Raw genomic sequence first — 13,082 nt, forward strand, 5'->3', positions numbered from 1 at the left:
TATGAACCAGCAGCTCGCGGGCTTCGCCCCGGCACCCGTTGCCGCACGCATGGAGAACCACGGCAACCACATGCTCAAGGTCGCCATGCAGAGCGGAAGCGACCTCCTCGCGCGCGCGGGGTCGATGGTCGCCTACGAAGGCTTCGTCCAGTACGAGCCCAATCCGCCGGCCGTGCGCCAGATCGCACGCGACTGGGCCACCGGCGAGGGCGCACCCCTCATGAAGTGCTCCGGGGACGGCCTGCTCTACCTCGCCGACTACGGAGCGAACGTGGTCGTCATCAACCTCAACGGCGACGGGATCTCCGTCAACGCCACCAACCTGCTCGCCTTCGACGCGCACCTCCAGTGGGGCGTCGAACGCGTCAAGGGACTGGCGAAATTCGCCGGACAGGGGCTGTGGAACACCAAGATCTCCGGGCAGGGCTGGGTCGCGCTGACCTCCCGGGGCAAGCCCATCGTCGTCGACTGCGGCGGCGGGGAGGACGAGACGTACGTCGACCCGGACGCCCTCGTCGCCTGGTCCCCGAACCTCAAGGTGAAGGGCAAGCGCACCTTCAAGGCAGGGTCGCTGATCGGGCGGGGCAGCGGAGAGGCGTTCCAGATGGCCTTCTCCGGACAGGGCATCGTCGTCGTCCAGCCCAGCGAGGACAGCACCGACCGCCTCCGACTCCGGGGCTGAGGGGGAGCCACACATCATGCAGAGCCCGCTTTTCGCCTACAACGAGCAGCAGTCCCAGGAGCGCTACAGCCTGCAGAACAAGCAGATGCTGCGCGTCGCCCTGGAGGGCCACGACGACGTGCTCGCCCGCAAGGGCACCATGGTCGCCTACCAGGGGCTGGTGGAGTTCGACGCCGAGTTCCAGAGTTCCGGTCAGCGGCGCTCCCGCGCACAGACGGGAGAGGGCCTCGACCTGATGCGCTGCCATGGACAGGGCACCGTCTACCTGGCCAACCTCGCCCAGCACATCCATGTGGTGGACGTGGACCAGGACGGCCTCACCGTGGACAGCAGCTACGTCCTTGCCATGGACTCCTCGCTGCACCACGAGGTGATCGCCGTGGACAGCCAGTACGGCATCTCCGGCTCCGGCAAGTACCAGCTCAACATCTCCGGGCGGGGCAAGGCCGCCCTGATGACTTCGGGAATGCCGCTGATGATGCAGGTCACCCCCGACCGCTTCGTCAACTGCGACGCCGACGCGATCGTCGCCTGGTCGACGAGTCTGCGTGTACAGATGCAGGCCCAGACGCACTCCTCCGGAGTGTTCCGACGCCGCGGCAACACCGGTGAGGGCTGGGAGCTCAGCTTCATGGGCCAGGGCTACGTGCTCGTCCAGCCCAGCGAGCTGCTGCCGCCGCAGAACGCGACGATCGGCTCCGGCGTCGCCGCCCAGTACGGGGTGGGCCAGCAGGGGGCCCGGGGGCAGAACCAGGGCAACGTCTGGAGTTGAGCCTCCTAGGAGGCGTGTGTAAGGGGCGGCTGCCTTTGCGGCCGCCCCTTACCGGTTCAGAGTCTGGCCCGCGTGGCATCGAGCAGTCGCACCACGGAGTCGTCCGCCACGTCCGCCACCTCGTCATAGGCGAACCAGCGCAGGTCGAGGGACTCGTCGCTGATCTCCTGGACCGCGTCGACCGGCGCCAGCACTGCGTACTGCACGTCGAAGTGGCAGTGGCACGGCGGTGGGATCGGGTGACGGTCGAGCCGTACAGGCCCGCCCGGGAGCAGCGTCAGACCAGTGATGCCCGATTCCTCCGTGGCCTCACGTAGGGCCGCAGCCTCCACAGTGGCGTCCTGAGGCTCGCAATGGCCGCCCATCTGAAGCCACATGCGCAGCTTCTTGTGAAGCGTCAGCAGCACGCGGCCGTGCCCGGGGTCGATGACCAGGGCACTCGCCGTGATGTGCCCGGCCTCGCAGGCCTTCCACATGGCGTCCGGGTGCGCCTGGAGATGGTCCAGATACGCCTGGCGCAGCACTTCCTGCTCCTCGTAGCTCTTCAGTACGAGGACCGCGTCGTCGTGGAGGCTCACTCGGCGTTGTCGCCCTTGTCGTCGTCCTTCTTGTCCTCGTCCTTCGTGAGGTTCGGCTTCTCGGCGGAGCCGCCCGCGGCCTCCCCGAGCATCTTGTCCAGCTCGGAGAAGTCCATTTGCTCGCGGTGCACGAAGCCGTCCGGGTCGTCCAGGTCGGAGGCGGTCGGCAGCATGTCCGGGTGCGCCCACAGGGCGTCCCGGCCGTCGACACCGCGCGCGTCCGTGAGCGAGGCCCACAGCCGCGAGGCGTCCCGCAGCCGGCGCGGGCGCAGCTCCAGGCCGATCAGTGTGGCGAAGGTCTGCTCGGCGGGACCGCCCGACGCACGGCGGCGGCGCAGCGTCTCACGCAGCGCGTCCGCGGACGACAGACGCGGCTTCGCCGCCGCGTGCACGACCGCGTCCACCCAGCCCTCGACGAGCGCCAGCGCCGTTTCCAAGCGGGCCAGCGCAGCCTTCTGGGCAGGTGTGTCCTCCGGCTGGAACATGCCCTGCTGGAGTGCGTCCTGAAGCTGCTCCGGGTTCGACGGGTCGAGCTGGCCGACCACGTCCTCCAGCTTGGCCGTGTCGACCTTGATCCCGCGCGCGTAGCCCTCGACCGCCCCGAACAGGTGCGAGCGCAGCCACGGCACATGCGCGAACAGACGCTGGTGGGCGGCCTCACGCAGGGCGAGGTACAGCCGCACCTCCTCCTTCGGCACACCGAGGTCCTTGCCGAACGCCTCGATGTTCACGGGAAGCAGCGCGGCCCGGCCCGCCGGGCCGAGCGGCAGACCGATGTCCGTCGAGCCGAAGACCTCGCCCGCGAGCACGCCCACCGCCTGCCCGATCTGCGTACCGAACATGGCGCCGCCCATGGATCGCATCATCCCGATGAGCGGGCCCGCCATGGCCTGCATCTCCTCGGGAAGCACATCGCCCATGGCCGCGCCGACACGCTCGGCGACCGGGTCGACGAGCTCCTTCCACACCGGAAGGGTCGCCTCGACCCACTCCGCGCGGCTCCAGGCCACCGCGGAGCCGGCGCCGGAGGGCAGGGATGTCGCGTCGTCCAGCCACAGGTCGGCCAGGCGCACGGCCTCCTCGACCCCGGAGCGCTCGGCGGGGCCGACACTGGAGTCCTTGCTGCCGTCAGGGGCGCCCTGGGACACCGTCTGGCGGGCGATCTGCTTGGCCATGTCCCAGTTCACCGGGCCGCCCTCGTACGAGAGCATCTGGCCCAGCTGCTGGAACGCGGCCCCCAGATCGTTGGGGTTCATGGAACCGAACATCGCGGCGAGCGGGTTGTCGGCGCCGGGTCCGCCGGCTCCGGGGAACCCGAAACCGAACGGGTTGGCCGGTCCCTGGCCACCACCGCTCTGCTGGTCCTTCTTCTTGCCCTCGTCGCCGTCGTCCGGCTCCTCCGGCGGAAGGCCGAATCCGAATGGGGTGTCACTCACGGGATTCCTCGGCTGGTAAGGCCGCCGGTTCTCTCCGACGGCACGGCTGCCCGACAACACCACCCAGCGTAGACACCGCGGCCGGTTCCGGCCTCGATGCTTCGCCGACTCTTGGGCTGCGGCAGGATGGATGCCACCTGGTACGTACGCGTCACGCGCGTTCTTACTGAAGACAACCGCTGGAGACGCCCGGTGAGTTCCCCAGATCCACAGGTTCGCGCAGCGCGAAACCCTGCAACCAGTCCGACCGTACGCGGTCCCGTAGTCGCGGTCACCGGCGCCGCCGACGGCATCGGTGCGCTGCTCACCGAGCGGCTCGCCGCCAGCGACGAGATCAAGCAGGTCATCGCCATCGACGAGCGGCGCGGTGAGTGCGCGGACGCCCAGTGGCACATCCTCGACGTACGCGACCCGGTGATCGCCGAGAAGCTGCGGGGCGCCGACGTCGTGGTCCATCTGGCGCTCGACCTCGACCTGGAGACCGACCCGGCGGCGCGCACCGCCTACAACGTGCGCGGCACCCAGACCGTCCTCACCGCCGCGGCAGCCGCCGGGGTGCACCGGGTGGTGCTGTGCACCTCGGCGATGGTCTACGGAGCGCTGCCTGACAATGAACTGCCCCTCTCCGAAGACGCCGAACTGCGCGCCACCGCGGAGGCCACGGGCGTCGGCGATCTCCTGGAGGTCGAGCGGCTCGCGAAGCGGGCGCCCCGCGCGCATCCCGGGCTCAACGTCACCGTCGTACGGCCCGCCGTGCTCGTCGGAGGCACCGACACGGCCCTCACCCGCTACTTCGAGTCGCCCCGGCTGCTGGTCGTAGCCGGGTCCCGGCCCGCCTGGCAGTTCTGCCACGTCGAGGACCTGTGCAGTGCCCTGGAGTACGCCGTCCTGGAGAAGGTCGACGGGGAGCTGGCCGTGGGCTGCGACGGGTGGCTGGAACAGGAGGAGGTCGAGGAGCTCAGTGGGATCCGGCGGATGGAATTGCCCTCGGCCGTCGCTCTGGGGGCCGCGGCCCGGCTCCACCGGATCGGTCTCACGCCGTCGCCCGCCGGAGATCTCGCCTACACGATGTACCCCTGGGTGGTCAGCGGGAGCCGGCTCCATGACGCCGGATGGCGCCCGCAGTGGACCAACGAGGAGGTCCTCGCCGAGCTCCTGGAGGAGGTCGCCGGGCGGCACACGGTGGCCGGGCGCCGCCTCGGCCGCAAGGACGCCACCGCCGCCGGCGCCGCGGGTGCGACGGTCGCACTGCTGGGTACGGCGGCGTTGGTCCGCCGGGCACGGAAGGCCCGACGGCGCATCTGACGCACGTGAACGCTCCGCGGTCGCGTGCCCGGAGAGAACTGCATTCCCCGTTGTCAGTGGCGTAGTGCAGGATGGGCGTATGGCAACTATGAGTGATCACCCCGGTGAGCGGGGGGCGCAGGATCCCGTCAAGCTGTTGGCGATTCGGGAGACCGCACTCTCCGTGGACGAGGTTTTCCGAGCCGTCGGGGACGATGCCTCCGGAGGGACCGCGCTGTTCGTCGGGACCGTCAGGAATCACGACGGGGGAGCGGACGTCGACGCGCTCGGGTACTCCTGCCATCCCAGTGCCGAGGCGGAGATGCGGCGCATAGCCGAGAAGGTTGTCGCCGAGTATCCGGTGCGGGCGCTTGCAGCCGTTCACCGGGTGGGGGATCTCAGGGTCGGGGATCTTGCCGTCGTCGTCGCCGTCTCCTGCCCCCACCGTGGCGAGGCCTTCGAGGCCTGCCGCAAGCTGATCGACGACCTCAAGCATGAAGTGCCGATCTGGAAGCACCAAACGTTCTCGGACGGGACAGAAGAATGGGTGGGCGCCTGCTGATCCGCGCGCACGCGCGCGTTCCGGTTGCGTAACCGCACCCCTGCCGTGAGCGTTGGACACGGGCATGGTTAATCTGCTGATCAGTCAGTTGCGGTTGCTTCATGGGGTTGGGAGGTCGGCATGGCGGTGCTCGCCTGGTTGCTGATTCCGCTTTTGGCTGCGATCGGTGCCGGACTGTGGGGAACATGGGTCGGCCGGAACCGCAGGACCGTCGGCGACGGCACCGAGCTCGCGGGCTACATGCGCTTCCGCGAGGCCATGGAGAAGCCGCACCTGGCGAAGCAGTCGGTGGAGGAACAGCCGGTGGAGGAACAGCACATGGAGAAGTCGCCCACGGACGCCTGACCACCGGCACCGAAGACGCCTGGAACCGTCTGCGCCCCGGCCCCCAGAGGTCCCGTACGGGCGGCCCCGACGGTGCACTGACAGGGTGGTCCCGTACTGTCGTTCCATGCCACGCCGCACCGCGACGATGCTCGCCTCCACCCTGATGCTGATCGCGCTCCTGTGCGCAGGGGTCTTCATCAATGTGCCGTACTCGGAGATGTCACCCGGCCCGACGGTGAACACGCTCGGCGAGCACGACGGCGAGCCGGTGCTGCAGATCTCCGGCCGTAAGACCTACCAGGCGGACGGCCATCTCAACATGACGACGGTCCGCGTCACGAGCGCCGACTACAAGATGAACCTCGTCGAGGCCGTGTACGGCTGGCTGGCGCACGACAACAAGGTGGTCCCGCACGACACGCTCTACCCCGACGGCAAGACGGAGGAGCAGTCGACGCAGGAGAACGCCGAGGAGTTCAGCCAGTCCCAGGAGAGCGCCAAGGTCGCCGCCCTCAAGGAACGGAACATCCCGGTGCAGTCCTGGACCATCGTGTCCTCCGTGCTCAAGGACAGTCCGGCCGAGGGCAAGCTGCACGCCGGCGATGTGATCAAGGCTGTGGACGGTACGCAGGTCAAGGCGTACGACGAGGTGGCGAAGCTGGTCACCAAGCACAAGCCCGGTGAGAAGGTCGTCTTCACCATCGTGCCCGCCAAGGAGCAGGCCGCCGCCGAGAAGGAGAAGCGGACGGCGACGAAGACCGAGGACATCACCATCACCACGACGAAGTCGGACGACAAGGGCAAGGAGCGCGCGATCGTCGGCATCGCGGCCGGGACCGATCACACGTTCCCGTTCACGATCGACATCAAGCTCGCCGACGTCGGCGGTCCGAGCGCCGGCCTGATGTTCGCCCTCGGCATCGTCGACAAGATCACCCCGGGAGACCTCACCGGCGGCAAGTTCGTGGCCGGCACCGGCACCATCGACGACAACGGCAAGGTCGGCCCCATCGGCGGCATCGAGATGAAGACGGTCGGCGCCCGGGACCAGGGTGCCGAATACTTCCTGACGCCCAAGGACAACTGCGCGGCAGCCGCCCGGGACATCCCCGACGGGCTCACCCTCGTCAAGGTCGACACCCTTGACGACGCGATGAAGGCCCTCGAGGACATCCGCGGCGGCAACACCGACGACCTGCCCCAGTGCACGAAGAGCTGAGCCGGCTCATGAAGTACTACGCCACGTACCGCAAGTGCTACTCGGCGAACGTCGCCGCCAGCGCCTCCGCCAGCCCCGGCACCAGGCCGGAGCCGGTGAGGACCTCGGTCGCCGCGTCCTTCTCGCGCAGCCGCAGCGCCGACTCGCGCTTCCCGCCACGCAGCACCCCGACGGTCATCCGGACCTCCTGGCGCTCGGGATGCTCGGCGACCCACTTCGCCAGACGTTTCTCGTCGAGACCGTCCGGAACCATCGCCTCCGCGGACGGCGGCAGCATCAGCCGCTCCACGGACAGCGCGCAGCCGGCCACCGCGTCCGGCCAGGCGATGGTGCCGAGAAACTCGTCCAGGGGGCTGCCCGCGGGGAGTTCCTCCTGTTCGATGGGGGTAAGAGCGCCGGCGGGAGCGTCGTCGGCGAGACCGAGACGCGCCGCGAGGCCGGGCTCCTCGGAGCGCAGCTGAGCGGTGTCGACCAGCGCGAAGAGCCGTGCGGGCTGGTCCCAGCCGAGCCCTGAGACGTACTCGTCGATTTCGAGGACGGCACGGGTCAGGGGGCCGGCCGCCATGGGGGTGCCTGTGGAGGCGGTGTTGGACATAGTCACAATCCTGCCTCGTTCGGACCCGGAACCGGGAACCGAGTAAAGCATCAGTAAGTTGCATAGATGTGGCCCTGCGTTCGCCGGGCCCAAAAAGACCCAGACCGAACTTCGAGGTGCACACCTTGGCTTTCCAGATGCCGGACCGCGGCGGAGGCCCGACGGGGCCACGGATCAGAGTGGGCCGACCGTCCCGGCGCGTCCGGACCCTGCTCATGACACTGGGCGTACTGGCCGTGCTGGCCATGGCGTTCGTCATGTTCGCGGGGTTCTGGACGGACTGGCTCTGGTACCGATCGGTCAAGTACTCCTCAGTCTTCACGACCACCCTGTGGACCAAGATCGGCCTGTTCTTCGTCTTCGGACTGCTGATGGCCCTGGCCGTCGGCGTGAACATCTGGCTGGCCCACCGGCTCAGGCCGCCACTGAGCGCCATGTCGATGGAGCAACAGAGCCTCGACCGCTACCGCATGGGCGTGGCCCCGTACAAGAAGTGGATCCTGTTCGGGATCACCGCCCTCATCGGGCTGATCGCGGGCGCCTCCGCGTCAGGCCAGTGGCGTACGTGGCTGATGTGGGTGAACGGAGTGTCCTTCAACCAGAAGGACCCCCAGTTCCACCTCGACGTCTCCTTCTACGCCTTCGACCTGCCCTGGTACCGCTTCCTGCTGGGCTTCGGCTTCGCCGCCACGATCCTGTCGGTGATCGCCGCCGCCCTGACCCACTACCTGTACGGCGGACTGCGGGTCACCAGCCCCGGAGCGCGTGCCACGGCCGCGGCCACCGGTCATCTCTCCGTGCTGCTCGGCCTGTTCGTCGCCCTGAAGGCTGTCGCGTACTGGCTCGACCGGTACGGACTCGCCGTGAAGTCCAGCGACTTCAAGGCGACGGACAACTGGACAGGCCTCAAGTACGTCGACGCCAACGCGTACCTGCCGGCCAAGACCATCCTGTTCTGCATCGCCGTGATCTGCGCTCTCCTGTTCTTCGCCACGCTGTGGCGGCGCACCTGGCAACTGCCGCTGATCGGCTTCGGTCTGCTGGTTCTCTCCGCACTGTTGATCGGGGGGCTGTACCCGGCGATCGTGCAGCAGTTCCAGGTCAAGCCGAACGAGCAGGCCAAGGAGACCTCGTACATCGAGAAGAACATCGAGGCAACGCGCAAGGCGTACGGCCTCGACGGCGTGAAGATCGACGAGATCTCGGGCACGGGCAACGGCGACGCCAAGCAGCAGCGTGATCGGGCCAATTCGGTCGCGAGCTACCGGCTGAACGACCCGAACGTGGTCTCGCCGACGTTCCAACAGCTGGAGCAGGAGCGGAAGTACTACCAGTTCCCGACAACGCTTGACGTCGACCGGTACAACGGCCAGGACACGATCATCGGTCTGCGTGAGCTGAACCTCGACCGCGTCGACAAGAGGAACTGGATCAACCAGCACTTCATCTACACGCACGGGTACGGCGCGATCGCGGCCAAGGGCACAGAGATCCAGCAAGGTTCCGACGGCTCCCCGGCCTTCACCGAGCAGGGCCTGCCCACCACTGGCACCTTCAACAAGGGCTACGAGCAGCGCATCTACTTCGGCGAGAAGACCACCCAGTACTCGATCGTGGGCGGCCCCCAGAAGGAGCTCGACTACGAGGAGGCGGGCGGCCAGAAGACGTACCAGTACAAGGGCGACGGCGGTATCGACCTGTCGAGCCCGCTGAACCGCGCCGCGTACGCGGCCGCCTTCAGCGAGCCGCAGATGCTGTACTCAGGCGCCATCGGCGAGGGGTCGAAGATCCTCTACAACCGCACGCCGAAGGAGCGTGTCGAGGCGGTCGCGCCTTGGCTGACCATCGACGGTGACGCCTATCCGACCGTCATCGGCAAGCGGGTCGTGTGGGTCGTCGACGCGTACACCACCACGAACGGCTATCCGTACGCATCGCGCACGACACTCGGCGACACCACCACGGATGCGCTCACGAACGAGGACAGCCAGCGCACGGTGGTCGCCCAGCAGAACCAGGTCAACTACATCCGCAACTCGGTGAAGGCGACCGTCGACGCGTACGACGGCAGCGTCGACCTCTACACGTGGGACGAGAAGGACCCGGTCCTGAAGACGTGGAAGAAGGCGTACCCGGGCACGGTCAAGGCGAAGGCCGACATCCCGGCCGAGCTGAAGGAGCATCTGCGCTACCCGCAGGACCTGTTCAAGGTGCAGCGCGAGCAACTGGGCATCTACCACGTCACCAACGCCGACCAGTTCTACAACGCGAGTGACGTGTGGCAGGTGCCGAACGACCCGACGAGCAGAAAGGACAGCGTCGCCGTACCGCCGTACTACCTGTCGCTGAAGATGCCCGGCGACGACCAGCAGCGGTTCTCGCTGACGACCACGTTCACCCCGAGCGGACGGCCGAACCTGGCCGCGTACATGGCGGTGGACGCCGATGCGAGCAGCGACCAGTACGGCACATTGCGGCTGCTCAGAGTCACCGGCGAGTCCGAAGTGGACGGACCGGTGCAGTGGCAGAGCAAGTTGAGTTCGATTCCCGCGGTCCAGGAGTTCACGCGGAACGCGGAGACGTCGAAGTCGAACATGATCTTCGGAAATCTGCTCGCGGTGCCCATGGACGCCGGATTCCTGTACGTCGAACCGATCTATGTACAGGGCAGCAATGCCGAGTATCCGCTGATGAAGAAGGTCGCGGTGTCGTACGGAGGCACCACCGCCTTCGAGGACACGCTCAGCGAGGCGCTCAACAAGGTCTTCGCGACGGAGGGCACGACCCCGCCGCCGGACGAGGGCGAGGACACCACCGAGCCACCACCGGCGACGGGTGACACGACGGTCCAACAGGCGCTCGACGACGCCCAGGAGGCCTACGAGGCCGGCCAGGAAGCCCTGAAGAAGGGCGACTGGGAGGCGTACGGCCGGGCGCAGCAGGACCTCGAGAAAGCGCTGCAGCGGGCCGAGGAGGCCCAGGCCCAGCCCGACAACACCGGTGGTGAGGGCGCGGGCAACGGCGGCGGCAACACCGAAGGGAGCGGCGGAAGCGGCTGACCAGCGGTCGGCAGCGACTGAGTGAAAGGCCCGTCCCGCGCCGTGATACGGTTGCCGAACAACGGCGCGGGGTGGAGCAGCTCGGTAGCTCGCTGGGCTCATAACCCAGAGGTCGCAGGTTCAAATCCTGTCCCCGCTACTGAAGACGAAGGGCCCGGATCCTCAAGGGATTCGGGTCCTTCGGCGTGTGTGGGTCGTGTGTGTGTTCGCCCATTCGAGCAGGACTGCCCCAATTAAGGCCGCTCCATGCGGGGAGAGTTGAGAAATCTGTGTTTGACTTGTCTCTCTGTGGGCATGTCGACAAAACGCTGAAGTGACCTCACTGGCTGCGGTATACCAGGTGTACCCAGGTTGCAGGTGGTGCGACGATGGATTTTATGGGGGACAAGGCAACTCTGTTGGAGACAGGGCGAATTGTGCAGCCCTCCGACCGGGACGAGACCGGCGAGGCTGCGGAGGAGGCACGCCATCGGCTCGCCGCCGAAGCCGGCGACGTCGAGGCGATGAGCGTCCTCGGAAGCCTGTTGCTGCGCCGCGGCGATCTCGACGGAGCCGAGCCTCAGCTGCGTGCTGCCACCGCCGCCGGTGACCGTGCCGCCGCCAACAACCTGGGTGTCCTCCTGCACCAGCGCGGATACGCCGACGAGGCCGCGGGCTGGTGGCGGATCGCCGCCGTCGCCGGATCGGCCGCCGCCGCGCACGCGCTCGGCCGCCACCACCGTGAGCGCGGAGACGAGCCCGCCGCCGAATACTGGCTGCGCCAGTCCGCCGAGCAGGGCCACACCCTCGGTGCGTACGCGCTCGCCGACCTCCTCGAGCACCGAGGTGACGCCGCCGCCGAGGCGTGGATGCGGGCCGCCGCCGAGCGGGGTCACCGCGAGGCGGCGTACCGGCTCGCCCGCTCGCTGGACCGGCGGGCTGCCGCCGGCGAACCCGCAGTGCCCGCACAGCCCTCCGCGCAGTCCGCGGAGCAGAGCGGCGCCGGCCAAGCCGACAAGAGTGCCGGACTGTCCGTGATGGCCGAGGCCGAGCAGTGGTACCGGCAGGCCGCCGCGCGCGGACACCGCAGGGCCGCGCTGCACCTCGGCGTCATCCTGGAGAAGCGCGGGAAGCTCAAGGAGGCCGGGCGCTGGTATCTGACCTCCGCCAAGGACGGCGAGGCGCGCGCCGCCTGCGCGCTCGGGTTCCTGCTGCGGGACGCGGGCGACTCCGAGAGCGCCGCCGTGTGGTGGCTGCGCGCCGCCCAGGACGGCGACGGGAACGCCGCCAACGCCCTGGGCGCGCTGCACGCCGAGCGCGGCGAGACACAGACCGCCGAGCGCTGGTACCGCGCCGCGATGGACGCCGGTGATGTGAACGGCGCGTACAACCTCGCGCTGCTCTGCGCCGAGCAGGGGCGGACCGGGCAGGCCGAGCAGTGGTACCGGCGTGCGGCCTACGCGGGACACCGCGAGGCGGCCAACGCGCTGGCGATCCTGCTGCTCCAGGTCGGCGACGCAGCCGGGGCCGAGCCCTGGTTCTCCAAGGCCGCGGAGGCCGGCAGCGTCGACGCCGCGTTCAATCTCGGGATCCTGCACGCGGGCCGGGGCGAGGCCGCCGCGGCGCTCAGATGGTACGAGCAGGCAGCTGCCGCCGGGCACACCGAGGCCGCGCTCCAGGTCGGGATCGCGCGGCTGCGGGACGGCGACGAGCGGGAAGCCGAGCGGCATCTGCGCTGTGCCGCCGGCGGAGGGAGCGCGGAGGCGGCGTACCGGCTGGCTGCCGTCCTCGACGCCCGGCGCCCGCCCGCGTCCGCGCATGAGCTGGGGGAGCCGGCGACCGAGAAGAGCGAGTGCGAGGAGTGGTACGAGCGGGCTGCCTCCCAGGGTCACCGGCGTGCCCAGGTGCGGGTCGGGATGCTGGCGTCCGCTCGTGGGGACGTGGTCGAGGCAGCCCAATGGTATCGGGAGGCCGCGGAGGCGGGGTCTCGGAACGGGGCGTTCAACCTCGGCCTGCTGCTCGCCCGGGAGGGCAGCGAGCCGGAGGCCGCCCTGTGGTGGACCCGGGCCGCTGATGCGGGACATGGGCGGGCGGCTTTGCGGCTTGCCCTCGTCTACGCGCGTCGGGGAGAGCTCGCGGAAGGGCAGCGATGGGCGGACCGGGCGGTCGCCCTGGGATCTGACGAGGTGTCCCAGCGGGCGGCTCGGCTGCGGGACGCGCTCAAGGACGAGCTGTCCGCTTGAGAGGCCTCCCAGGGGAGCCGGGTCTGGAGGGTCGCCTGCCCCCAGACCCGGCGAACCAGCCGCCCACAGGCCGCTCGCAAAGCGATTTGCGCTGGTCGACGCTGTTGACGTAGTGTTCAGTTCATCGCCGCGGGGTGGAGCAGCTCGGTAGCTCGCTGGGCTCATAACCCAGAGGTCGCAGGTTCAAATCCTGTCCCCGCTACTGAAGGCCGGAGGGCCGGAATCCGAAAGGGTTCCGGCCCTCCGGTGTTGTGCGCCCAGCATGGGCGGTTGCTTGGGGGTGGAAGTCCCCTGGGGGAAGAGGTGGTGCTAACCCCGAGCCGGAGGCAAGGGCGTTACCGTGAGG

General features: G+C 68.8%; 11 protein-coding genes and 2 tRNA genes. 10 read left to right on the top strand and 3 right to left on the bottom strand.

Going from position 1 to position 13,082, the window contains the following annotated elements; all coding sequences use genetic code 11:
• Position 1 precedes the first annotated feature (1 nt).
• On the top strand, positions 2-682 hold the full coding sequence (locus ABD357_RS29820; protein ID WP_344394121.1) for an AIM24 family protein: 681 nt from the start codon (positions 2-4) through the stop codon (positions 680-682).
• A gap of 16 nt (positions 683-698) precedes the next feature.
• Entirely contained in the window at positions 699-1,454 is a 756-nt protein-coding gene (locus tag ABD357_RS29825) for an AIM24 family protein (protein WP_165341100.1), read from the top strand.
• Positions 1,455-1,510: 56 nt separating this feature from the next.
• Here the strand turns inward: ABD357_RS29825 and ABD357_RS29830 are convergent, their stop codons facing one another.
• Both ABD357_RS29830 and ABD357_RS29835 read right to left on the bottom strand, forming a co-directional pair.
• Entirely contained in the window at positions 1,511-2,032 is a 522-nt protein-coding gene (locus tag ABD357_RS29830) for an NUDIX hydrolase (protein ID WP_344394122.1), read from the bottom strand.
• Positions 2,029-3,468 (bottom strand): zinc-dependent metalloprotease, encoded by a 1,440-nt coding sequence (locus ABD357_RS29835; RefSeq protein ID WP_344394123.1) that lies wholly within the window; start codon positions 3,466-3,468, stop codon positions 2,029-2,031. Before ABD357_RS29835 ends, ABD357_RS29830 begins: the two co-directional genes overlap by 4 nt.
• 192 nt (positions 3,469-3,660) lie before the next feature.
• On the opposite strand from ABD357_RS29835, the gene ABD357_RS29840 reads away from it, so the two are divergent.
• From ABD357_RS29840 to ABD357_RS29855, 4 genes are all read left to right on the top strand, one after another.
• Complete coding sequence (locus ABD357_RS29840) at positions 3,661-4,773, top strand: SDR family oxidoreductase (RefSeq protein WP_344394124.1); 1,113 nt, start codon at positions 3,661-3,663, stop codon at positions 4,771-4,773.
• A gap of 79 nt (positions 4,774-4,852) precedes the next feature.
• Positions 4,853-5,314, top strand: coding sequence for a molybdenum cofactor biosynthesis protein MoaE (locus tag ABD357_RS29845; RefSeq protein ID WP_344394125.1), 462 nt, complete (start codon positions 4,853-4,855; stop codon positions 5,312-5,314).
• A gap of 120 nt (positions 5,315-5,434) precedes the next feature.
• Complete coding sequence (locus tag ABD357_RS29850) at positions 5,435-5,659, top strand: hypothetical protein (RefSeq protein WP_344394126.1); 225 nt, start codon at positions 5,435-5,437, stop codon at positions 5,657-5,659.
• Between the two features lie 106 nt (positions 5,660-5,765).
• Positions 5,766-6,860: a YlbL family protein gene (locus ABD357_RS29855; protein WP_344394127.1), complete on the top strand. Its 1,095-nt coding sequence runs from the start codon at positions 5,766-5,768 to the stop codon at positions 6,858-6,860.
• A gap of 37 nt (positions 6,861-6,897) precedes the next feature.
• Here the strand turns inward: ABD357_RS29855 and ABD357_RS29860 are convergent, their stop codons facing one another.
• The gene (locus ABD357_RS29860) at positions 6,898-7,455 is read right to left on the bottom strand and encodes a PPA1309 family protein (RefSeq protein ID WP_344394128.1); all 558 of its coding nucleotides are present in this window, start codon (positions 7,453-7,455) and stop codon (positions 6,898-6,900) included.
• A gap of 137 nt (positions 7,456-7,592) precedes the next feature.
• Between ABD357_RS29860 and ABD357_RS29865 the strand changes: the two genes are divergently transcribed.
• The 4 genes from ABD357_RS29865 (at position 7,593) to ABD357_RS29880 (ending at position 12,938) form a co-directional block, all read left to right on the top strand.
• Positions 7,593-10,514: a UPF0182 family membrane protein gene (locus tag ABD357_RS29865; RefSeq protein ID WP_344394134.1), complete on the top strand. Its 2,922-nt coding sequence runs from the start codon at positions 7,593-7,595 to the stop codon at positions 10,512-10,514.
• Between the two features lie 65 nt (positions 10,515-10,579).
• Positions 10,580-10,653: transfer RNA gene (locus ABD357_RS29870), tRNA-Met, on the top strand.
• Positions 10,654-10,882: 229 nt separating this feature from the next.
• Complete coding sequence (locus tag ABD357_RS29875) at positions 10,883-12,736, top strand: tetratricopeptide repeat protein (protein WP_344394129.1); 1,854 nt, start codon at positions 10,883-10,885, stop codon at positions 12,734-12,736.
• A 128-nt stretch (positions 12,737-12,864) separates the two neighbouring features.
• Positions 12,865-12,938: transfer RNA gene (locus ABD357_RS29880), tRNA-Met, on the top strand.
• The last annotated feature ends 144 nt before the right edge of the window (positions 12,939-13,082 follow it).

The sequence above is a fragment of the Streptomyces vastus genome, from assembly GCF_039532825.1.
Lineage (GTDB): Bacteria > Actinomycetota > Actinomycetes > Streptomycetales > Streptomycetaceae > Streptomyces > Streptomyces vastus.